We start from the raw sequence: 21,184 nt of genomic DNA, 5'->3' as shown, positions 1-21,184 counted from the left end.
TCATTATAGACCAGAATCTCATCCTGTCAACTATCAATTTGAAGTATTTTGAAAATAATCCACAAAATACAACAAAAACAATCTGATAGATGGATACTCTCTATCAAATAAACTACTAATCAAAGGATTTTAATACTGCTAAAGCTACTAATACTTTCTTGGCTGTTGGTGGCGGATTCTGAACCATTTCTTGATACACCAACTCTAGATTTTCTAAAAATGTTGTCGCAGGAGGCCTACCTGAGAAATCATCCAAGCTCGGTGAAAACTTAATACCAATCGCCTCACACATTGCCTTTTCCAACCCTTGCGGTCTTGCTTCTACCTGTTCAAATAAAATCTGCTCTTCAGTCGTTCGCCCACATGGAAAATACCAATAACCAAAATCATCTAATTGTCTACGCTTATTACCAGCAAGGCAATAATGAGACAATTCATGTAATAAACTACGGGGATAATTATCTCTAAAATATAAAATTGCCTTTTGNGGGATAATTATCTCTAAAATATAAAATTGCCTTTTGACCATCTTTAGCAGCTTTATAAAAAGGTTCATCCGCCCCACCTTGGATAACTAAATCAGGCAAAACTTTTGCCAATACATTTATCAATGCACAACATAATTCATCATCATTCAAAATATTCACCATATACTACATAAACTCTTTTATATTAGTTTCAGAGTATTCCCAATCACAATAAAAATCCCCAATCTGAACAATTGAGGATTTAAATTATTTTAATCAAAAATACCTAAATCTAGAATGCTGCTTTAAAAATTGCAATTACCTCAGATTCATCACCTTTACGTGGATTTGTGAAAGAACATGCATCTTTCAGGGCATTTCCAGCCAATGTACCAAAGTCGGCTTCTTTAGCGCCTAGATCTTTCAAGCCAGCAGGAATGCCAACATCTTTACTCAGCTCACGGATTGCTTTAATGAATGCCGCCGCACCTTCAGCATCTGTCATTTTACGTGTATCAATTTCAAAGCATACAGCTAGATCTCTCAAACGATTTGCTGCAACTTTCGCATTGTATTCTTGAACATGTGGCAACAATACTGCATTACAAACACCATGAGGTAGATCATAGAAACCACCCAATTGGTGAGCCATTGCATGAACATAACCTAACGATGCGTTATTAAATGCCATACCTGCTAAGAACTGTGCATATGCCATTGCTTCACGCGCTGCCATGTCATTACCATCATTCACCGCATTTCTTAAACTTTTATGAATGATTTCGATTGCCTTCACCGCACAGGCATCTGTAATTGGCGTTGCAGCCGTAGAAACATAAGCTTCAACTGCGTGTGTTAAAGCATCCATACCAGTTGCAGCTGTCAATGATTTTGGCATGCCTTTCATTAATTCAGGATCATTCACTGATAAGATTGGTGTTGTATGTGCATCAACGATTGCCATTTTAATGTGACGTTTTTCATCTGTAATGATACAGAAGTATGTCATTTCAGAAGCTGTACCCGCTGTTGTGTTAATTGCTATCAATGGTAACTGTGGGTGTTTAGAAACATTTACACCTTCATAATCATTGATTTTTCCACCATTTGTTGCAACCAAAGCAATACCTTTTGCACAGTCATGCGGAGAACCACCACCCAAAGAGATAATAGAATCACACTTTTCTGCTTTTAAAATTGCTAAGCCATCTTCAACATTCTTCGTTGTTGGGTTTGGTTGCGTGCCTGCAAACACAACTGACTCAATTCCTTTTTCTTTAAGACCTTTAACAACGAGATCAATAATTCCTGCGCCTTTCAAACCTTCATCACTGACGATTAAAACTTTTTTAAAGCCATTGAGCTTAATTTCGTCATACGCTAAATCTAAAGCACCTGCACCCATAATATTTTTTGAAGGCATTAAAAATTGTGTAGCCATAAACTGCTCCTTATTTACTATTTATTTTGAAAGAAACGAATTAAAACGACTTTTCAACTTCACTATACCGCAGATATATTTACAGCAAATGAGCTAGATCATTTAAGGCTTCAATTATGACGCTTAATTTATTAATATCCCTGCGCGCGGTATTTTTGATAATACTCTAATACTTTTGGTACATAATTCATTGTCTCTTTATAGGGCGGGATCTTATTTCCGTATTTTCTCACCGCACCTTCTCCAGCATTATATCCTGCCAATGCTAAAGATACATCGCCAAAGTAATCCAATAAATATCTTAAATACGCAGCGCCACCTTGCATATTCTGAATAGGGTCATAAATATCAATCACACCAAATCTCTGCGCAGTTGCTGGGATCAACTGCATTAAGCCGTGAGCATTCGCATGTGATTTAGCATTCGGGTTATAAGCAGATTCTACGGTAATGACCGCATGCAATAATGCAGGTTGCAAATTATATTGGCGCGCAACCATATTAATATAAGGTGCAAAACTATCCCGCCCTTTCATATTAGGCAATGATCTTGATGCAGCAGCAACTACAGCACTAGGATCACCTGCTTCAACACCATGATTAGCAAATGCACGTGGGCGAGGAAAGTTACCTTGGAAATCTGCAAGGTCCGCGCGCATCGTAACTTTTCGACTAAAACGCGGATTGCTCAATAACTGCTGAACATTTTCAACAGCATCTTTATCTTCTATGATTGGAGATAAACGTTGAATCAGCTTTCCACCTTTTACTGGGTAATTCACATAATGTGTTTGCCCAAATTCATCCAGATACGAATAAATGTCAGCCCACGCTGTGAGCTGACAGATCATTAGTAAAAGGTATCCAACGATTATTCTTATTATCATTCGTTCATATTACAATAATTATTGTGTTTTGTTTAACGACGCTTAAACATAATATCCCAAACGCCATGGCCTAATCTTTCGCCACGTGCTTCAAACTTAGTCTTTGGGCGGAAATCTGGACGCGGCGCATAATCTTCATAACAGTTTTCAAAATCAGGATGTTCAGATAAAACTTCCATCATTTGCTCTGCATAATGCTGCCAATCTGTTGCCAAATGTAAAACTCCGCCTTTTACCATTTTTGTTGCCAACATCGTGATAAATTCATTTTGCACTAAACGACGCTTATGATGCTTCTTCTTGTGCCAAGGATCAGCAAAGAAAATTTGCACACGATCAAAACTTTCATCTTTGATCTTATGCTTCAACAATTCAACAGCATCTTCATTCGCTGCAAATAAGTTAGTTAAACCTCGTTTTTCAACCTCTAGTAACAAATGACCAACGCCAGGGCGGTGAACTTCCACACCTAAAAAGTCACGATCTTGCGCTACTTCTGCCATTGTTGCTAATGATTCGCCATTACCGAAGCCAATTTCTAATGTGCGTTTATCATTCTCTCTGCCAAACAGTTGATCCAAATCTAAACCATTTTCCAACATTTCTGGGCGAACCAAATAAGGGCTTTCAACTAAAATACGATCTTGCCCAGGCGTTAAACGACCTTCGCGCTTAACAAAGCTACGAATTTCACGCATATATACTGGCTTTTGATTCTCTTCTTTATTTTCCATAAGTTCTTTCGACATACTGTTTGACTATCTCTGTAAATTCATCTGCTATATGGTCACCTTTTAAAGTCACCGTTTTTTGTCCATCTTCATATACTGGTGCAACAGGCGCTTCTCCACTACCTGGCAAACTAATACCAATATTTGCTAATTTTGATTCTCCTGGGCCATTCACAACACAGCCCATTACTGCAACCACCATTGATTCAACGCCTGGATAAACTGTTTTCCATTTCGGCATTGCATCATCTAAGTAACCTTGAATATCTTGTGCTAAACGCTGGAAATAATCACTACTTGTACGACCACAACCTGGGCATGCTGTTACTTTTGGTGTAAACAAGCGAAAGCCTAAGCTTTGTAAAATATCTTTGCCTACTAAAACTTCTTCTGTACGTGGTGCACCTGGTAATGGCGTTAAAGATACACGAATTGTATCACCGATACCTTGTTGCAAGATCACTGATAAAGCTGCCGATGATGCAACAATACCTTTTGTGCCCATTCCTGCTTCTGTTAAACCTAAATGTAAAGGCAAATCAGTTTTACCTGCAATGTCTTGATAAACAGAAATTAAATCTTGGCATTGGCTCACTTTCACTGACAAGATCATTTGATCGTCACGCAATCCCAATGATTTTGCGTAAGCAACACTTTCCATCGCTGAAACAATCATCGCTTCGCGCATGATCATATCATTTGCTAAAGGAATCGCCCTGTTTTGATTCTCATTGAACAATCTTGCTAAAACTTCTTGATCCAAACTTCCCCAGTTCACACCGATGCGAACAGGCTTCTGATAGCGCACTACCATTTCAATCAAGCTTGCGAATTGTTCATCACGTTTCTGCCCACGACCAACATTACCTGGATTAATACGCAATTTTGCTAAAGCAGCTACACATTCTGGTGTTTTGCTCAACAAGCGATGACCATTGAAATGAAAGTCACCAATCACAGGTGTATCGTAACCATATTTTGCTAAGCGACTCACAATCTCAGGTACAGCTTGTGCGGCTTTATCTGTATTAACTGTAATTCTAACCAATTCAGAGCCAACATCAGCCAACTCCATAATCTGTTGCGTGGTCGCAATCACATCTTCCGTATCTGTATTGGTCATAGATTGAATTCTGATTGGATAATCAGAGCCAATGCCTACATTACCAACCATCACTTGAGTTGTTTTGCGTCGCACAATCGTATCAGCCATTTGGGGCACAAATCCTACATTGAATAAAGAGCACATTATCTCTAAGTGTGGGTGATAACTCAAGAAATGAATAGGCTAAGATCACTACAGTAATTTCACTATTGCTATTTCAAGGTTACAATAGGTGCATTTTTACAATAGCAGGGATAAATTTATGAGTTATACAGCCTATAAGGCATTACACATTATTGCGATGGTGACTTGGTTTGCAGGGTTATTTTATCTACCAAGATTATTCGTCTATCACGCAATGAATAAAGATCACAATACAAGTGAAACGCTTAAAGTAATGGAGCGTAAATTAGCTGTCATGATGGACATTGGTGCTTTTTTTACAATCGCATTAGGTATTACATTAATCATCAAAAACCCAGCAATCATGAAAATGGCTTGGCTACACATTAAATTATTATTAGTTATATTTTTAGTGGTGTATCACGTGTTTTGCAGAATTTATGTAAAAAAATTCAGATTAGATCTAAATACTCGTTCTCATAAATTTTATCGTTTGTTCAATGAATTACCAACTGTATTGCTTGTGGCAATTGTATTCTTAGCTGTATTAAAAATGCCTGTCTCATTTGGTTAATGATTATAAATATAACTATCCCGCCCTACCGGCGGGATATCTTTTTAAGTTAGATTTAAAACCAACTTCACTATACAATAAAAAAACCTGACATTTTATTCATGTCAGGTTTTTTATTATCTTATTTCTTGTTGTTCATTAGGCTTTTGAATCAATCGGCGTAACCTTGGTCGTTTAATGCGACCTTTTCTTCGCGCGATCGTTTTATCATCAAGCTTAATGTGCTCTTCATCATAAACCCATTCGCGCCAAATCACCAAGATCAGAGCCATCAATACAGGACCAATAAATAATCCTAATAATCCCATGGTTTGTAAACCACCCACTAAACCGAAGAATGTTGGTAAGAATGGTAATTTCGCAGGGCCACCCACTAAACGCGGGCGAATTGTTTTATCTACTATGAATAGCTGACATGTTCCCCAACCAAACAAAATCAAACCTTGAGTCACAGTTCCACTACCCACAAGATATAAAGAAACCATCGTCATGGATAATGGCGCACCACCAGGAATCAATGCAAAAATACCTGTAATGATCCCCAATGTTAAAGCTGTAGAAGATGGAATACCCACCAACCAATAAACAATACCAAACACAATCCCTTCACCAATTGCGATGATAACCATCCCTGCAACCGTTGAACGAATCATAATTGGAATCACGCCTGACATTCTTTCCCAACGCTCTAGGAAAATAATATGCCCGACTTTCGCCATATTGGCTTGTAATTTTTTGCCATCTTTATATAAGAAGAACAAAATAATTAAGATAAATAACAGATAGAATCCAGCACTCGCAAAGCTCTTACCTAACGCTAAAATATAGTTAGCAAAGCTTGTTACTCGTTGCATACCAGCTAATTGCAGCAATTCATTGAGGCCATTTTCTTTGCCTAAATATTCCAACCATAATTCATCTAAATGTGCACCTGCTAATGGTAGATTTTTAATCCACTCTGGTGTTGCACTACCAAATCTATTAAGCTGAACCAACCAATTACTGAATCCTTGGAATTCAAACAATAGGTAATGCCCTAGCCACAGAACAGGCAGAACAATTAACANCAACGCTCTAGGAAAATAATATGCCCGACTTTCGCCATATTGGCTTGTAATTTTTTGCCATCTTTATATAAGAAGAACAAAATAATTAAGATAAATAACAGATAGAATCCAGCACTCGCAAAGCTCTTACCTAACGCTAAAATATAGTTAGCAAAGCTTGTTACTCGTTGCATACCAGCTAATTGCAGCAATTCATTGAGGCCATTTTCTTTGCCTAAATATTCCAACCATAATTCATCTAAATGTGCACCTGCTAATGGTAGATTTTTAATCCACTCTGGTGTTGCACTACCAAATCTATTAAGCTGAACCAACCAATTACTGAATCCTTGGAATTCAAACAATAGGTAATGCCCTAGCCACAGAACAGGCAGAACAATTAACAGCGTGATGAACACTATGGCAATGCTGGATGCAATTATTGAGCGCCCTTTCAGCATTTTCAGCAAATCACGATAAGTTGGCCAAGTTACAACTGCAATGATAATCGCTGCTAAACCTGGTGCAAAAAATCGATGAAAGAAATAGACGCCTGCAAAGAGCAGCGACAATATTAACCATTTACCTAAAGGATGATAAGTTAGTGGCTTAAAAGCTGTTGTCGAGTGCTTCGTTGTCATTTAGATATGCTCAACTGTTAGAATTTCGTACAATTGTACACCGCCTGGTGTCTCGATACGAACTTCATCACCTTCTTCTTTACCAATCAATGCGCGAGCAATTGGAGAAGTCAAAGAGATCAAACCTTGCTTCACATTCGCTTCATGCTCACCTACGATTTTGTAAGTCACTTCTTTATCAGTATCTAAGTTCAACATTGTAATTGTTGTGCCAAAAATAACTTTACCTGTTGGCTCGATTGCTTTCACATCGATGATCTGAGCATTAGATAAACGCGCTTCATAATCCGCTAAACGTGCTTCAATAAAACCCTGCTGTTCACGTGCTGCATGATATTCAGCATTTTCCTTCAAGTCGCCATGCTCTCTTGCTTCAGCAATTGCTGCGATCACTTGTGGTCTTTGCACTGTTTTTAAATCATGAATTTCATTGCGTAATGTTTCAGCGCCTTCCACTGTCATTGGGAACTTTTGCATGTTTACCACCAACCCTTATTTTCCATATTAATCCAAGGCTCTTTTGGTTCGAGCTTTTCACCTTTTTGTAGCAATTCAATTGAGATATCATCTGGTGATCTGAAGAATGCCATCCAACCATCTTTAGGCGGAACATTCAATTCAATCCCAGCATCTAAAGCTTTTTGACAAACTTCATAAATATCATCCACTTCAAAAGCTAAATGACCAAATGCACGGCCAATGCCATACTTTTCATCAGAATTCCAATTGTACGTCAACTCAACTTCCGCACCCGATGGATCGTTTGGCACAGCTAGATAGACCAAAGTGCATTCCCATTGAGGATACTCTTTACGGCGAGTTTCCACTAACCCTAAAATATTACAATAAAAATCCAATGATTTTTCCAAATCAGCGACACGAACCATAGTATGTAGGAATTTCATACATTTCTCCTGCAAAAAATGACCTAAAGTTAAACTACATAGTAATTTAACATATAGATCATTCTTAATTTAGATAAAATTATTATTGTGCAACCACAACCAATGCTGCGCGCACTAATCGATCATTCAACGTGTAACCTTTTTGCGTCACATCGATGATCTCATTGCTTTCTTTGCCTGGCATTGGCACAACAGCTATCGCCTGATGAAGATCAGGATTCAACGATTCACCTGTTGGTGCAATCTGCTTAACACCGAATTTTTCTACAGCATTCAATAGCATTCTGTAGGTTAATTCAGAACCTTCTTTAAATTGAGCCAAATCTTCAGATAGATTATCTTTCTTATTTAATTCATTAATCTCTGCTTCAACAGCATCTAAACAAGGTAGTAATTCCTTCACAAATTTTTCCAACGCAAATTTATGTGCATTAGCTAAATCGATTTCAGTTCTTCTGCGCAAATTTTTCATATCCGCTTCTGAAACCAATAAACGTTGAAAAAGTGCTTCTTTTTCCTGTGTCAGTTTCTCAATTTGTGAAACCAAATCAAGATCATCCAAAGATTCTGAGGAATCACCTTCAACATTAGACTCTTCAACCAACATCTCTTCTGTTGCTTCTGATAGCTCTTTCTCTTTTTCAGTATTACTCATACTTTTTCCCTTAAACTTAGTGAATAGTTTATTCAACATGAGGATTAATCTGACTTTTTCAAGTCACTATTCATCCCAATCTTCTAAACCATCCAAGTCATATTCTTTTTCTAGTCGCTTTAAAAGCGCACGTTCTTCGCGTTTTGCTTCGATATCACGCCATGCTTGAGATTGTGTCATTTTTACATCAGGAATCTCTTCTTCTTCTACAGAATCTTCATCGAGCAAATCATTATCGTCTTCAAAATCAGTTTTCATATAAACCTCACTTTTATAAATTTATAACAGCCTTATATATGAATCTTCTAAAAAAGCAATATTATTGATATTTTTTTCTACAAAAATAAAAAAAGCTAATGCTGATATTCGCACTAGCTTATTGATATATATTATTTTTCTTAATATGTCAGAAAATGTAAATTTATTAAACTATTGGTTGCCATCAATATCAAAAGTACGCTTCTTTTTATGCATAATTTTAACGTTCTTTTTCTCTGTTCTTTGTGGGTTAAAATCACTTTGAACTTCTTTCATTGGCTTTTCTTTTCGATTGAATAATTGCTTCACACGTTGTTTATTTTGACGAGAAACGCTCGCTTCAAATGAGTCAAATGCAAATGGATTTCTATTTTCATTAACAATCGATTGGTTAATGCTATTGAAAGGATCATCAGATTGATGAGAAATTGAATTATGATCGTTAAAATCATCTTTCATTTGTTTAACTGCAAAATGGTTAGAGCGTTTTTTCTGTGGTTGCTGGCTATGCTGGTTATTGTTGTTATTATTTTTGCCACCCAACTTACGTAATCCACGGCTAACACCAACGCGCTTTTCTGTTTTCTCTGGTTTATCTTTAGTATTACGATTTTTGATGCGAAGAATATTGTGGGAACGTTGTGGCGGTGCTGGTTGTACTTTTGGTAATGTCCATTTCAGTTCTTGTTCCATTGATTCCACCCAAGGAATCTCATCTAATGTCACAATGGAAGAGGTATTATGAACGTTAAAGCGCTCGCCAATTGTATTAATACGTTCTTTAAACTCTAAACCTACATCAGGTAAATCAAAGAAGATAATATCTGTAATGCCTGTCAGTTCGATTGTTTGTGCCACAGCTTCTGGTAGTAACAATACAGATAAATCACCTGAAACAAATCGCTCAATCACTTTATCTTTAGCTTCATCTGATAAGTTAGCGTGAAGAATTCGTGAACGGACTTTGCCTTGATACAAATACTCTTCTAATCGATGTGCATTGTGTCTTGTGCGCGTAATGATCAAAGTTTTCTTCTCAGAACCTTTCAATCGATTACGCAAATATGAACGCTTATAATTACGATCAACCAACACAATGTGGTGCTCATCCATAGATTCTTCAGCCACTGTATCCACAGCACTATCCATGCTTGGCGCTTCCACTTGGAAATCCATTGCATTAGGTGCTTCTTCCGCTTCTACAATGAAGCCAAATGATGGCTCTTCAGCAACAGTCACTTCTGGCTCAGCTTCAACTTCGATGATAATCTTAACTTTTGATTCAACAGTTTTTTCTGTTTTTTCTACTTTCACAATTTGCTCAGCTTTTTTCACAGGCTGAGAGCTAGGATCTTCATTCACACTCATCAATGAGAGAACCTTACAATCTTCCGCCAATTGACTAAGAACTGGCTTCACAATATTTGCAATGAAAGTTAAACCTTTCTCTTGTGAAATGACAATAAAATTACTAAACTCCGCAGCCGATTCACTCAATGCATTTGTCATTTGTAATGTCATCATTGGCGCGACAATCACCGCTTTTCTCAATGAGCTACCATGAGCAGTATGAGGATAGATCGTTTGTACTTTATCCTCACCCAAAACACGCTTAAGCAATAAAGCTACGTCAAAGCAAGCTGATACTGTTGCTGTTATAACAACAATGGGACGTTTGCCATCAAATTTTTGACATTCAGATTGAAGAAACTGAAGCGTTTCTTTATTCACAATTGACGTTGAATGTAATTTTTTCAGTTCAGGATAGACAATAGCTACCTGCTTAGCGTGATCACTCAACGTGTCACATGAATCGACCGTAATTTTTTTGTTCATCGTAAACTTTTATATAACAATTCCCAAGAGAACATTCAGGCGAAGTAAGATCCCCAAATGCAATAATTCAAAACTTATACCTATACCGAGAACTTATGGGCTGATCATCCATCAAGCCATCTCTAATATGTTTGGTTAGTGAATAACTACTATACTGAATAATATCATAGAAGTCATTTTTTAATTCGTTACCACAACAAATTATTTATAATTGGGTATAATTGCTCATTATACTTTTCATGCCACATAAGGATCATAATGAAAAAGATTATTAAATGGATAAACTTTGCGTTGTTTTTATTGTTTTTAACGTTTGTATTCTTCATTCTCTATTTAAATAGAGAAGCAACGGTTCATTTTGACTTTTTGTTTGATGAAGTTCAATTAGTCATGCCAGCTTTTATCAGCATTATTTTCTTAGCAGGTGCATTCTGTGGCATCGTCGTGACGTTGATTTTAAGCATTGGAAACTTTGGTCAATCATGGCGCCAAAAACGTGAGCTTAAAGCTGCGCAGAAATCTTTGAAGAAATTACAAGAAGAGACAGCGCTATAATTCATGTTTGAATATATATGGATATTGCTCCCTTTAGGTTTAATTATTGGTTGGTACGCGGCTAAAGTTGATAGCTCTAGAAAACGTAAACTGCATCAATACCTAAACCTACGCTATTATCTCGAAAAAGATAAAAGTGCTGAAAAGCTATCTGTTTCAACAGATAATGCAATTCCATTGAATATTGAAGATGAAGGCATCAGCTTCACACTAACCTTAGGCGATGCTTATCGTAGGCGCGGTGAAGTAGATAAAGCCATAGAAATGCATGAATATTTGCTAGGCACTTTATCCATCAATGATAAAAATCGCCATCAAGTACTGATTTCTCTAGCAGAAGATTATAGTGTTGCGGGGATTTTTGATCGCTCTGAAAATACATTACGTGAATTATTATCAACGCCTTATCACGACTTTGCCGCATTAAAATTATCGGCATTATATAAGCAACAAAATGACTGGTTGCAAGCCGTTGGTATGTACGAGCGCATTGAAAATCATAAAACTTCATATGCAACAGAAGTTGCACATCTATATTGTGAATTAGCTGAACAATCCATCAATGACAATGACTTTAAACAAGCATCATTCTGGACACAACAAGCACTCAATATATCGCCTGATTTAGCTCGCATCAGCTTAATCAACGCTTATATTGCAATGTATAATCAGCAATACCAAATCGTTATTGATCAATTGAATTTATTATCTCAACAGCAAGCATCGCTGATTCCTATCATCATCCCAATTGCTTACCAAGCAATGATGCATGAAGATAATCAAAGATTTCCAAAATGGTTGGATGAACAAATTCAAAAATATCCATCATATTTCTATCTCAAAATTTGGAAAACACACTTATTAGTAATGAATGAGTCCATTCCAAGCGCAACCACATATTTATATCAAGCCCTTAAAAAAACTAGAAACTTGCAGGGTGTCACTTTATTGAATCAATTACAATCATTAGAAAATCACAGACATCAAGAAATTTTTGAGCTATATCACCAAACATTTCATCATGTTATTGATTACTATGCTCAATTCAGATGCGAAAAATGTGGCTTCGTTTCCAAGACACTTCAGTGGCACTGCCCTAGCTGCCAATCTTGGAATACAGCTGCACCTGTTTCTGATATTATAGCTTTACAAAAATAGTTTTAAGAGGAATTTATGCAAACGACTTCTCCCATCATCGTTGCGGTTGATGTTGCTGACGAGCGCGGCGCGCTTAATTTAATGGATGCTTTGGATCCAACGCTTTGTCGCCTAAAAGTTGGCAAAGAGTTATTCACATTAGCAGGCCCAAGCATCGTCGAAAAGATGCAAAATAAAGGCTTTGAAGTCTTTTTAGATCTTAAATTCCACGATATTCCAAACACTGTAGCAAGCGCTGTTAAAATGGCTGCTGAATTAGGCGTTTGGATGGTTGATTTACATGCTTTAGGCGGTCGTAAAATGATGTGTGATGCTAAAGAAATTTTAGCAGGCTACAGCAAACCACCTTTATTGATTGCAGTAACATTGCTAACAAGCATGAGCGATGAAATGGCTCATGAAATTGGTTTAATTGGCAACAAGGATGAAATCGTGACACGCTTAGCAAATTTAGTTACTGATTGTGGTTTAGATGGTGTTGTTTCTTCTGCCAATGAAGCAAAAATGATTAAAGAAATTCAGCCAAATCTCGTAACAGTTTGCCCTGGTATTCGTTTAGATAGCAGCATTGCAGATGATCAAGTACGCATCATGACACCAGCAAATGCCGTAAAAGAAGGTGCAAACTATTTAGTGATTGGCAGACCGATAACTCGTGCAGCAGATCCTCGTGAAGCGCTGCAATATATTATTTCTACCCTTTCTATTTGATTTTAGGAGATAGTAATTATGATGACTAAAGAAGAAGTTACTAAAAGAATTGAAGCTGGCTTACAGTGTGAATACATACTTGTAACAGGCGATGATGGTCGTCATTTTGATGCAATTGTTGTGAGCGAAGCATTCACAGGCATCAGCAAATTAAAACAACACAAATTAGTATATGCAACATTGGGTGACGCGATGCAAACGGATGAAATCCATGCATTGGCTGTTCGTACTTATACGCCAGCAGATTGGGAGCGAGTACATGCACTCTAATAATGTTCCTAAACTTATCATTGAAGGCAACGGCCCATTAAAAGGCTCAGTGGTTGCAAGTGGTGCTAAAAATGCTGTATTGCCAATTTTAGCAGCAACAATTTTAGCATCAGAACCTGTGACATTACATAATGTGCCAAAACTACAAGATGTTATTGTACTCACAGATCTTTTAAAAGATTTGGGTGCAAAAGTTAAAATCAATGGCAATACTGTTGTCATTGACCCAACAAGCATCAATAAAATTAGAGCGAGCCATGATTTAGTTAAATTAATGCGTGCATCTATTTTAGTATTGGGCCCATTAGTAAGTAAATTTGGTGAAGCTGAAGTGTCACTACCTGGTGGCTGTGCAATTGGTAGCCGCCCTGTTGATCAGCATTTGAAAGGCTTAGAAGCTTTAAATGCTAACATCGAATTGAAAAATGGCTATGTATATGCTTCAACAACAGATAAAGCTCGCTTAAAAGGCAATCACTTCACTTTTGATATGATCACTGTAACTGGCGCTGAAAATATCATCATGGCTGCTGTATTGGCAGATGGCCAAACGATTTTAGAAAACACAGCACAAGAACCTGAAGTAGTCGATCTATGCGACATGCTAGTAACATTGGGCGCTAAAATTCAAGGCATTGGTACTGCACGTTTAGTGATTGATGGTGTTGATAAGCTCAATGGTGGCGAACATACAATCATGCCTGATCGTATCGAAGTCGGTACATATCTTGTGGCTGGTGCAATGACTTATGGCGATGTAACAGTGAACCAATGCATTCCTGCACATCAAGAAGCAACGATTGAAGCTTTACTAGAAACAGGTTGTGGCGTTGAAGTGAGTGAAGATTTTATACGTGTTTATCCTAAAGTACAAAAACTAAAAGCCATTGATATCAAAACGCAACCTTATCCAAAGTTTGCAACGGATATGCAAGCGCAATTCATGGCATTAGCAACAGTGGCTGAAGGTAAATCCACCATCATTGAAACAATCTTTGAAAATCGTTTCATGCATGCCAATGAACTTAGCAGAATGGGTGCTAATATCCGTATTGAAGACCACATGGCGATCATTACAGGTATTGATAAACTCTCTGGTGCAGAGGTTTCTGCAACAGATCTTCGTGCATCTGCGGCATTGATTTTGGCGGGCTTAGTTGCTGAAGGCACAACGACGATGGATCAAATTTATCACTTAGATCGTGGCTATGACGGCATCGAAAAGAAACTAACATCTTTAGGTGCAAAAATTAAACGCATTTAATTTCAAATATTATTTGAATCAATAAAAAGCCAGTTCAGTGAACTGGCTTTTTTCATATTACAGATCGATTATAGCAATTATGGCTTAAAAGAAAGGCGCTAGAAATGGCATATTTATCTTAAACTTATTTCACTATAATATATTCAAAAACTATCTCTTAAATTTAACAATGAAATCATTATGTGCATTCATCTCATCTGCATTAGCATGAATCACTCTTGTTTTATCAGCAGAGCTATTCAAATTATTTTCAACTGCTTCCAACAAGCTTTGAGAAACTTCCAGCACTTTTTCTTCAGTAACATCACCGCCAAACAAAGACTCCTGTCCACCAGTCATTGCCAAATAAACTTGTGCAAGAATCTCCGAATCCAACAATGCGCCATGTAATGTACGTTTTGAGTTATCGATCCCTAAACGCTTACATAAAGCATCCAAGCTATTACGTTGCCCTGGATACATATCACGTGCAACTTTCAAGCTATCAATCACGCTACATTGGCTCGTCAGAGATTTTAACCCTACTTTTTCCAACTCATAATCTAAGAATTTCATATCAAAGGCTGCGTTATGAATGATCAACTCACCGCCATCAATATAATTTGCCAAATCCTGAGCGATGGTTGCAAATACTGGCTTATCACTCAAAAACTCTTCGCTTAAACCATGAACATTAAAAGCTTCTATAGGCATATCGCGCTCAGGATTGATATATACATGAAAATGATTGCCCGTTAACATACGATCCACCATTTCTACGCAACCAATTTCAACAATTCGATCGCCAGTCGCAGGATCCATACCTGTTGTTTCTGTATCCAATACGATTTGTCTACTCATCACTCAATCCTTTCTCATTTTTGACAGCACTTGTTGCTAGCTCATCTGCTCGCTCATTTTCAGGATGCCCTGCATGCCCCTTTACCCATTGCCAATCAATAGAAGTATGACGATCACGCTCTGCCACCAACATTTTCCATAGCTCAACATTTTTCACAGGCTGATTACTTGCTGTTTTCCATCCACGTGCAATCCAGCCATTCACCCATTCATTGATGCCTTGTTGAACGTAACGAGAATCGGTAATCAATACAATATCACAAGGCTTTTTCAATGCTTGCAATCCCTTGATTGCACCCATCAATTCCATGCGATTATTTGTAGTATCAGAATCATATCCAGATAGCTCTTTAATATGACCACGATATTTTAAAATCGCGCCCCAACCACCTTTGCCAGGATTACCACTGCAAGCCCCATCTGTATAAATATAAACTTTATTATCCATTTTTATACTGCAACAGCCGCTTTAATATGAGGATGAGATTCGTAATTAACTAATTCAAAATCATCAAATTCAAAACTAAAAATATCTTTCTTTGCAGGATTAATTTTCAATTGTGGCAATACTAAAGTCTCACGACTTAATTGAAGATCCGCTTGCTCCATATGATTTGAATACAAATGGCAATCACCACCTGTCCAAACAAAATCACCCACTTCTAAATCACACACTTGTGCCATCATGTGAGTTAAAATAGCATAACTTGCGATATTGAAAGGTACACCTAAGAAGATATCTGCTGAGCGCTGATATAACTGGCAAGATAGCTTGCCATCTGCCACATAAAATTGGAACAATAAATGACATGGCGGCAAAGCCATTTTATCTAATTCACCCACATTCCATGCATTAACAATAATGCGACGAGAATTTGGATTATTTTTAATTTGCTCTACAACTTCAGTAATCTGATCAATGTAACGACCATCAGCGGTTGGCCAACTGCGCCATTGCTTGCCATATACAGGACCTAAATCACCATTTTCATCTGCCCATTCATTCCAAATGCGCACACCATTATCTGTTAAATATTGGATATTCGTATTGCCTTGCAAAAACCACAATAATTCATGAATGATGGATTTCAAATGTAATTTTTTCGTGGTTAATAATGGAAAGCCTTCCTGAAGATTAAAACGCATCTGATGACCAAAAATAGAATAAGTCCCAGTACCTGTGCGATCTTCTTTAAATGCACCTTCCGTTTTAACTTTTTCCAATAAATCTAAATACGCTCTCATTTCATACCCTTTTGACGATAAGCAAACAACATTAATCCTAAACCTGCAACAATCATTGGAATGCATAAAATCATTCCTGTTGTTAACCATTCTGTACCTAAACGATAACCTAAATGAGCATCTGGCTCACGGAAGAATTCTACAATAAAACGTGCAATACCATAACCTGCCAAGAACATGCCTGAAGCAGCACATTGAGGGCGAGGTTTAGCTGTGTACCACCATAATACAATGAATACCAATAAACCTTCGGTCACAGCTTCATATAGTTGTGAAGGATGTCTATACACTAAATCACCCAATGTTGGCGCATGTTCAAATAATACACCCCAAGTTTGATCTGTATATTTACCCCATAATTCGCCATTGATAAAGTTACCAATTCGACCAAAGAATAATCCTAATGGCAATAATGGCGCGAAGAAATCTGTAATTTGCCAAAAGCTTTTTTTAATTTTCTTACGAATCAATAATGCAGCAACTAAGGTTCCCAATAACCCACCATGGAAACTCATGCCACTCCATTCAACTGTATGCCCATTCCAACCAATGATAAACAATGGATTTTGTAAAACCTGCTCCCAACCATAGAAAAGCGCATAGCCAATTCTGCCACCTAAGACAGCACCAATGAACATATAAAATGCAGCATCATTAACATTATCTTTTGTCCATATTGATCCTGGCTTTTTAGCTCTATAACAACCTAAACCTATAGCAATCAATAAAGCAACAATGTACATCAAAGAATACCAGCGCACAGCAACTGGACCTATTGAAAAAATAATCGGATCGATTTGAGGTGAAAAAAACATGTCTGTTACCTATTTTCAATAAAAAAGGGCTAATAAAAGTTAGCCCTTTTTTAAATCATAAAATAAATGTCATTACTCTGCTTTCGCAGGAGCCGCTTCAGCTTTCTTTGCTAAAATTTCTTTAGATACTTCATCAACAGCTTCAACAATTTCAGCATATGATGTAGCTCGTGATGTTTCACCATTCACTAAATATTTACCATCAATGATAAATACAGGTGTGTAATCCACTTTATATTGATTCTGAACCAAGTCAACTGCTCTATTATAGCTAGATGTTACTGGGAATGAGTTCCATAATTTTGTGAACTCTTCAGCATTAATATCTGTATTTTTTGCTAAATATGCAGCGATTGAATCTTTATCAAATGCACGTAAACGATCAACCATTGTTGCTTTGTACATTGCAGGATGGCCTTCTTCTACTTTATCCATTGCTTCCAATGTAAAGTATGTGCGAGCCAAACTTTCCCAAACACCTTCACCAGGCATTTGAATGCGTACAAAGTTTACACTTTCAGGTTTAGTTTTTAACCAATTAGCAACAGGTGCTTCTAATTGATAACAATGACCGCAAGTATAAGAAAAAACTTCAACCACTTCCACTTGTGAAGGATCAGATGTTTTTACTAATTGAGCTGGCTCTGCCAATTCAATATACTTAGGTTGTGCATAAGCTGCCATTAACATCGAGCCTGCTAACAAAGCAGAGCCCAAAACTTTTTGCGAAATAGATTTTAACGACATGTAATTACTCTCTATTGATTAATAATTATTTAGAACCCATATATTTAATATATGTAGCAACTGCATCAATTTCTGTATCAGACATACGCTCAGCAATGTCACGCATCATGCCCGCAGGGTCATTTGTACGTTTTGCATTTTTGAAGTTTTCTAATTGATTCACTAAATATTCATAATTTTGACCAGCTACCGCAGGATAAGCAGCAGGACCGTTACCAGAACCTGATGGGCTATGGCAAGCTGAACATGCTGGGATGCGCTTATTTAGATCACCGCCAAAATAGATTTGCTCACCGCGAACCATCAATGCTTTTGCGCTTTCTAAATCAACATCTACTTGCTTCACTGCATCTTCAGCTTTACGAACATTGCCTTTTGCTGCTCTCACAGCACGTGGTACTGATTTTGATTCTTTTTGCAATGCTGCATTTTCAGGGTCAGCTTTCAACTGTTCTTTAATTTCTGCTTCTTTTGCTTCTGCTGCAACTAATTCTGCTTTCGCAGTTTCAATACCAGCCGCTGCTGCTTGACGCTTAGCTTCAAAATCAGCATCTAATTTGTAATATGTTGTTGGTTGCTGGCTGAAATAAGCTGCAACGTTTGCAATATCTTGGTCAGATAATAAACCCGCTTGTGGGCTCATAGTCATTTCAAAACGTGAACCTGATGCATCTTTTGATTCTTTCAACGCATGTAATTGCACGCTTAAATAGTTAGCACCTTGGCCACCTAACTTCGCTTGGTTTGGCAATGCTGCAATACCTTCACCAAAAACACCATGACACGCCGCACATTGTGTTTCGACGATTTTTTTTGCTTCTTCAGGATTACCAACTAAAGTTTGAGCACTAGAAAATGCCATTGAAAGCCCAAAAGCTCCAAGTGCTAATAATAAACGATTATGAGACAGCACAATAATTCTCCTACACGATTTTTTCTGTCATTAATATTGAAAAATATCGCTTATTCTAATACAAAAGGGAAAAGAATGTTATATATTTTGCCTGAATCATGAAGCAGGTCAATTAATATTCTTTCCTTTATGCGATACAAATCATTAATTTAGTTATTTGTTTTCTTTTGCCAGTTCTGCTTCATAAGCATCCCAAGCAGCCCATTCATCCGCATTATCGACAACTTCTTGTGGATCTATTAATAAATAAACCCAACGTTCATCCATTAATTTCTCAATTTCCACTAAGCGCAGAGCATTTTCTTTAGGAATCAATGGATAATCAAAACCATCACGATCATTACGGCAAATCGCTAGATTACCATTACCCAATTGCTTTCTCTGCTCTGCTGTCACGCTCACATAACGAATCTTTTTACCATCTGAGCTAAAGTTAAATTGGTCATTTGCCTTTTCAACATTGACTCTCTTTTGATCAATGATTCTACGTGCTTCCACACGCAATGCTTTACGTTGTTGTTTCAAACTAACTTCTTGATTGGACTCTTGAGCTTTCGCTTTCTGAGCTTTTTCACTGGCAAGAATCGCATCCTGCTGAGCCTTCTTTTCAGCATCTAACTTCGCTTTAACATCTTTATCACGATAAGCTTGGTGCTTAGTCTTCTTTTTATCTTGCTCTACTTTTTTCGCACGATCTTCAGAAACTACACCTGCTTTTAAAAGTTGATCACGCAATGACACGATTCTTCCCTCTTACTTCAAATTAAAATAACAAACGGCAACGGATTGTGCCTTCAACATTCTGCATCTCTTTATGCAAAGATTCAGCGTCTTTTTCAGATGATTTCACATCTAAAACTACATAACCGATATCACCAGCTGTTTGTAGATATTGCGCATCAATGTTCATATCATAGTTAGAAACTAAGTTATTCATGGTGCGTAAAATACCTGGAACATTGCGATGAATATGCAAAATACGATGACTTTCTGGATTCACTGGCAATGAAACTTCTGGAAAGTTTACAGCACTTACTGTTGAGCCATTGTCTGAATATTTCGCTAATTTAACTGCAACTTCGCCTGCTATATTCTCTTGAGCCTCCATAGTTGAACCACCAATGTGTGGCGTTAAAATCACATTTTTAAAACCACGCAATGCTGAAACAAACTCATCTTGGTTAGATTTTGGTTCAGTTGGGAAAACATCAATTGCAGCGCCTGACAAATGTTTAGACTCAATTGCATCAGCCAAAGCATCAATATCAACAACACTACCACGAGAAGCATTAATCAACACAGCGCCTTTTTTCATCAACTTAATATTTTCACGACTAATCAAGTTTTTAGTCGATGCATCTTCTGGGACATGGCAAGTCACCAAATCAGAGATTTCCAATAATTTTTTCAATTCTACTGATTCAGCATTACCTAAAGCCAACTTAGTTTCAGTATCATGAAATACAACATGCATACCAAAGTTTTCAGCTAAAATACCTACTTGCGTACCAATGTGACCGTAGCCAATGATGCCCAAAGTTTTGTTACGCACTTCATGAGAACCTGTTGCTGATTTTAACCAACCACCTTCATGACATACTGCATTTTTCTCGGGGATTCCACGCATTAACATGATCATTTCTGCAATCACTAATTCCGCAACAGAACGAGTATTGGAATATGGCGCATTAAAGACAGGAATTGCACGTACACGAGCTTCTTCTAAATCCACTTGGTTTGTACCAATACAGAAACAGCCAACAGCGATCAACTTTGGTGCTTTATCAAACACTTCTTTTGTCAAACGTGTGCGGGAGCGAATCCCTACAATGTGTGCATCTTTCAATGCTTCTGTTAGCTCTTCACCTTCCAATGCTTTTGCATACGAAACGATGTTGGTATAACCAGATTTATTTAAACATTCAACGGCAGAAGGGTGAATTCCTTCCAATAAAACAATCTTGATCTTCTCTTTTGCAAGTGAATACATTTAAGTT

Annotated in this window: 26 protein-coding genes; 6 read left to right on the top strand and 20 right to left on the bottom strand. The window is 37.4% G+C overall.

The window, feature by feature from the left end; genetic code table 11:
- Positions 1 to 115 precede the first annotated feature (115 nt).
- From BZK16_RS09420 to ispG, 5 genes are all read right to left on the bottom strand, one after another.
- The gene (locus BZK16_RS09420) at positions 116 to 433 is read right to left on the bottom strand and encodes an elongation factor P hydroxylase (protein ID WP_233145261.1); all 318 of its coding nucleotides are present in this window, start codon (positions 431 to 433) and stop codon (positions 116 to 118) included.
- A gap of 326 nt (positions 434 to 759) precedes the next feature.
- Positions 760 to 1,908, bottom strand: a complete 1,149-nt coding sequence (yiaY, locus tag BZK16_RS09415; RefSeq protein ID WP_077928632.1) for an L-threonine dehydrogenase — start codon at positions 1,906 to 1,908, stop codon at positions 760 to 762.
- Between the two features lie 131 nt (positions 1,909 to 2,039).
- The gene (locus BZK16_RS09410) at positions 2,040 to 2,795 is read right to left on the bottom strand and encodes a lytic transglycosylase domain-containing protein (RefSeq protein WP_077928631.1); all 756 of its coding nucleotides are present in this window, start codon (positions 2,793 to 2,795) and stop codon (positions 2,040 to 2,042) included.
- A 32-nt stretch (positions 2,796 to 2,827) separates the two neighbouring features.
- Positions 2,828 to 3,544 carry a tRNA (guanosine(46)-N7)-methyltransferase TrmB gene (gene trmB / locus BZK16_RS09405; protein ID WP_332881396.1) on the bottom strand — a complete coding sequence of 239 codons (717 nt, stop codon included), beginning with the start codon at positions 3,542 to 3,544 and terminating at the stop codon, positions 2,828 to 2,830.
- Positions 3,519 to 4,739, bottom strand: coding sequence for a flavodoxin-dependent (E)-4-hydroxy-3-methylbut-2-enyl-diphosphate synthase (gene ispG / locus BZK16_RS09400; RefSeq protein WP_077928629.1), 1,221 nt, complete (start codon positions 4,737 to 4,739; stop codon positions 3,519 to 3,521). The genes trmB and ispG overlap by 26 nt, the downstream gene beginning before the upstream one ends.
- Positions 4,740 to 4,893: 154 nt before the next feature.
- On the opposite strand from ispG, the gene hemJ reads away from it, so the two are divergent.
- The gene (gene hemJ, locus BZK16_RS09395; protein WP_077928628.1) at positions 4,894 to 5,328 is read left to right on the top strand and encodes a protoporphyrinogen oxidase HemJ; all 435 of its coding nucleotides are present in this window, start codon (positions 4,894 to 4,896) and stop codon (positions 5,326 to 5,328) included.
- 116 nt (positions 5,329 to 5,444) lie between these two features.
- Here hemJ and BZK16_RS09390 read toward each other — a convergent pair whose 3' ends face one another.
- The 7 genes from BZK16_RS09390 to BZK16_RS09360 all read right to left on the bottom strand — a co-directional run bounded on the left by BZK16_RS09390 (position 5,445) and on the right by BZK16_RS09360 (position 10,669).
- A complete protein-coding gene (locus BZK16_RS09390; protein WP_332881395.1) occupies positions 5,445 to 6,398 on the bottom strand; it encodes an AI-2E family transporter in 954 nt (317 codons plus the stop codon).
- Positions 6,389 to 7,015 (bottom strand): AI-2E family transporter, encoded by a 627-nt coding sequence (locus BZK16_RS09385; RefSeq protein WP_233145259.1) that lies wholly within the window; start codon positions 7,013 to 7,015, stop codon positions 6,389 to 6,391. Before BZK16_RS09385 ends, BZK16_RS09390 begins: the two co-directional genes overlap by 10 nt.
- A complete protein-coding gene (gene greA, locus BZK16_RS09380) occupies positions 7,016 to 7,492 on the bottom strand; it encodes a transcription elongation factor GreA (RefSeq protein ID WP_077928627.1) in 477 nt (158 codons plus the stop codon).
- Between the two features lie 2 nt (positions 7,493 to 7,494).
- Positions 7,495 to 7,920, bottom strand: a complete 426-nt coding sequence (locus BZK16_RS09375; RefSeq protein WP_077928626.1) for a VOC family protein — start codon at positions 7,918 to 7,920, stop codon at positions 7,495 to 7,497.
- An 82-nt stretch (positions 7,921 to 8,002) separates the two neighbouring features.
- Positions 8,003 to 8,575: a nucleotide exchange factor GrpE gene (grpE, locus tag BZK16_RS09370; protein ID WP_077928625.1), complete on the bottom strand. Its 573-nt coding sequence runs from the start codon at positions 8,573 to 8,575 to the stop codon at positions 8,003 to 8,005.
- Between the two features lie 66 nt (positions 8,576 to 8,641).
- Positions 8,642 to 8,833: a hypothetical protein gene (locus BZK16_RS09365; protein WP_077928624.1), complete on the bottom strand. Its 192-nt coding sequence runs from the start codon at positions 8,831 to 8,833 to the stop codon at positions 8,642 to 8,644.
- Between the two features lie 171 nt (positions 8,834 to 9,004).
- Positions 9,005 to 10,669 (bottom strand): helicase-related protein, encoded by a 1,665-nt coding sequence (locus tag BZK16_RS09360; RefSeq protein ID WP_077928623.1) that lies wholly within the window; start codon positions 10,667 to 10,669, stop codon positions 9,005 to 9,007.
- 258 nt (positions 10,670 to 10,927) lie between these two features.
- Here BZK16_RS09360 and BZK16_RS09355 point away from each other — a divergent pair, with 258 nt between their 5' ends.
- Genes BZK16_RS09355 through murA form a run of 5 tightly spaced genes read left to right on the top strand, consistent with a single transcriptional unit; the run spans position 10,928 to position 14,627 of the window.
- Positions 10,928 to 11,224 (top strand): LapA family protein, encoded by a 297-nt coding sequence (locus BZK16_RS09355; protein WP_077928622.1) that lies wholly within the window; start codon positions 10,928 to 10,930, stop codon positions 11,222 to 11,224.
- 3 nt (positions 11,225 to 11,227) lie between these two features.
- Positions 11,228 to 12,382, top strand: a complete 1,155-nt coding sequence (locus BZK16_RS09350; RefSeq protein WP_077928621.1) for a tetratricopeptide repeat protein — start codon at positions 11,228 to 11,230, stop codon at positions 12,380 to 12,382.
- A gap of 15 nt (positions 12,383 to 12,397) precedes the next feature.
- Entirely contained in the window at positions 12,398 to 13,093 is a 696-nt protein-coding gene (gene pyrF, locus BZK16_RS09345) for an orotidine-5'-phosphate decarboxylase (protein WP_077928620.1), read from the top strand.
- Between the two features lie 18 nt (positions 13,094 to 13,111).
- Positions 13,112 to 13,363, top strand: coding sequence for a BolA family protein (locus tag BZK16_RS09340; RefSeq protein ID WP_077926124.1), 252 nt, complete (start codon positions 13,112 to 13,114; stop codon positions 13,361 to 13,363).
- The gene (murA, locus tag BZK16_RS09335; RefSeq protein ID WP_077928619.1) at positions 13,353 to 14,627 is read left to right on the top strand and encodes a UDP-N-acetylglucosamine 1-carboxyvinyltransferase; all 1,275 of its coding nucleotides are present in this window, start codon (positions 13,353 to 13,355) and stop codon (positions 14,625 to 14,627) included. The genes BZK16_RS09340 and murA overlap by 11 nt, the downstream gene beginning before the upstream one ends.
- Before the next feature lie 150 nt (positions 14,628 to 14,777).
- On the opposite strand, the gene dnaQ is transcribed toward murA, so the two are convergent.
- The 8 genes from dnaQ to serA form a co-directional block, all read right to left on the bottom strand.
- Positions 14,778 to 15,467, bottom strand: coding sequence for a DNA polymerase III subunit epsilon (dnaQ, locus tag BZK16_RS09330; protein WP_077928618.1), 690 nt, complete (start codon positions 15,465 to 15,467; stop codon positions 14,778 to 14,780).
- Complete coding sequence (gene rnhA / locus BZK16_RS09325; protein WP_077928617.1) at positions 15,460 to 15,915, bottom strand: ribonuclease HI; 456 nt, start codon at positions 15,913 to 15,915, stop codon at positions 15,460 to 15,462. The genes dnaQ and rnhA overlap by 8 nt, the downstream gene beginning before the upstream one ends.
- A 2-nt stretch (positions 15,916 to 15,917) precedes the next feature.
- The gene (locus BZK16_RS09320) at positions 15,918 to 16,712 is read right to left on the bottom strand and encodes a thymidylate synthase (RefSeq protein ID WP_077928616.1); all 795 of its coding nucleotides are present in this window, start codon (positions 16,710 to 16,712) and stop codon (positions 15,918 to 15,920) included.
- Positions 16,709 to 17,527 carry a prolipoprotein diacylglyceryl transferase gene (gene lgt, locus BZK16_RS09315; protein WP_077928615.1) on the bottom strand — a complete coding sequence of 273 codons (819 nt, stop codon included), beginning with the start codon at positions 17,525 to 17,527 and terminating at the stop codon, positions 16,709 to 16,711. The genes BZK16_RS09320 and lgt overlap by 4 nt, the downstream gene beginning before the upstream one ends.
- A gap of 72 nt (positions 17,528 to 17,599) precedes the next feature.
- On the bottom strand, positions 17,600 to 18,274 hold the full coding sequence (locus BZK16_RS09310) for a thiol:disulfide interchange protein DsbA/DsbL (RefSeq protein ID WP_077928614.1): 675 nt from the start codon (positions 18,272 to 18,274) through the stop codon (positions 17,600 to 17,602).
- A 25-nt stretch (positions 18,275 to 18,299) separates the two neighbouring features.
- Positions 18,300 to 19,187: a c-type cytochrome gene (locus BZK16_RS09305; RefSeq protein WP_077928613.1), complete on the bottom strand. Its 888-nt coding sequence runs from the start codon at positions 19,185 to 19,187 to the stop codon at positions 18,300 to 18,302.
- 153 nt (positions 19,188 to 19,340) lie between these two features.
- The gene (locus BZK16_RS09300) at positions 19,341 to 19,928 is read right to left on the bottom strand and encodes a DUF2058 family protein (RefSeq protein WP_077928612.1); all 588 of its coding nucleotides are present in this window, start codon (positions 19,926 to 19,928) and stop codon (positions 19,341 to 19,343) included.
- 22 nt (positions 19,929 to 19,950) lie between these two features.
- Positions 19,951 to 21,177 (bottom strand): phosphoglycerate dehydrogenase, encoded by a 1,227-nt coding sequence (gene serA, locus BZK16_RS09295; protein ID WP_077928611.1) that lies wholly within the window; start codon positions 21,175 to 21,177, stop codon positions 19,951 to 19,953.
- Between the last annotated feature and the right edge of the window lie 7 nt (positions 21,178 to 21,184).

This window comes from Wohlfahrtiimonas populi, assembly GCF_002006795.1.
GTDB classification, from domain to species: Bacteria; Pseudomonadota; Gammaproteobacteria; order Cardiobacteriales; family Wohlfahrtiimonadaceae; genus Wohlfahrtiimonas; species Wohlfahrtiimonas populi.
This window is presented reverse-complemented; position numbering and strand designations above follow the sequence as displayed.

Bases quoted from the DNA above. Each gene is read 5' to 3' on its own strand.
- BZK16_RS09375 (WP_077928626.1), bottom strand. From the start codon at position 7,920: ATGAAATTCCTACATACTATGGTTCGTGTCGCTGATTTGGAAAAATCA.
- trmB (WP_332881396.1), bottom strand. From the start codon at position 3,544: ATGTCGAAAGAACTTATGGAAAATAAAGAAGAGAATCAAAAGCCAGTA.
- BZK16_RS09310 (WP_077928614.1), bottom strand. From the start codon at position 18,274: ATGTCGTTAAAATCTATTTCGCAAAAAGTTTTGGGCTCTGCTTTGTTA.
- rnhA (WP_077928617.1), bottom strand. From the start codon at position 15,915: ATGGATAATAAAGTTTATATTTATACAGATGGGGCTTGCAGTGGTAAT.
- greA (WP_077928627.1), bottom strand. From the start codon at position 7,492: ATGCAAAAGTTCCCAATGACAGTGGAAGGCGCTGAAACATTACGCAAT.
- BZK16_RS09320 (WP_077928616.1), bottom strand. From the start codon at position 16,712: ATGAGAGCGTATTTAGATTTATTGGAAAAAGTTAAAACGGAAGGTGCA.
- BZK16_RS09410 (WP_077928631.1), bottom strand. From the start codon at position 2,795: ATGATAATAAGAATAATCGTTGGATACCTTTTACTAATGATCTGTCAG.
- BZK16_RS09350 (WP_077928621.1), top strand. From the start codon at position 11,228: ATGTTTGAATATATATGGATATTGCTCCCTTTAGGTTTAATTATTGGT.
- grpE (WP_077928625.1), bottom strand. From the start codon at position 8,575: ATGAGTAATACTGAAAAAGAGAAAGAGCTATCAGAAGCAACAGAAGAG.
- pyrF (WP_077928620.1), top strand. From the start codon at position 12,398: ATGCAAACGACTTCTCCCATCATCGTTGCGGTTGATGTTGCTGACGAG.
- yiaY (WP_077928632.1), bottom strand. From the start codon at position 1,908: ATGGCTACACAATTTTTAATGCCTTCAAAAAATATTATGGGTGCAGGT.
- serA (WP_077928611.1), bottom strand. From the start codon at position 21,177: ATGTATTCACTTGCAAAAGAGAAGATCAAGATTGTTTTATTGGAAGGA.
- dnaQ (WP_077928618.1), bottom strand. From the start codon at position 15,467: ATGAGTAGACAAATCGTATTGGATACAGAAACAACAGGTATGGATCCT.
- lgt (WP_077928615.1), bottom strand. From the start codon at position 17,527: ATGTTTTTTTCACCTCAAATCGATCCGATTATTTTTTCAATAGGTCCA.
- BZK16_RS09365 (WP_077928624.1), bottom strand. From the start codon at position 8,833: ATGAAAACTGATTTTGAAGACGATAATGATTTGCTCGATGAAGATTCT.
- hemJ (WP_077928628.1), top strand. From the start codon at position 4,894: ATGAGTTATACAGCCTATAAGGCATTACACATTATTGCGATGGTGACT.
- BZK16_RS09340 (WP_077926124.1), top strand. From the start codon at position 13,112: ATGATGACTAAAGAAGAAGTTACTAAAAGAATTGAAGCTGGCTTACAG.
- murA (WP_077928619.1), top strand. From the start codon at position 13,353: ATGCACTCTAATAATGTTCCTAAACTTATCATTGAAGGCAACGGCCCA.
- BZK16_RS09360 (WP_077928623.1), bottom strand. From the start codon at position 10,669: ATGAACAAAAAAATTACGGTCGATTCATGTGACACGTTGAGTGATCAC.
- ispG (WP_077928629.1), bottom strand. From the start codon at position 4,739: ATGGCTGATACGATTGTGCGACGCAAAACAACTCAAGTGATGGTTGGT.
- BZK16_RS09355 (WP_077928622.1), top strand. From the start codon at position 10,928: ATGAAAAAGATTATTAAATGGATAAACTTTGCGTTGTTTTTATTGTTT.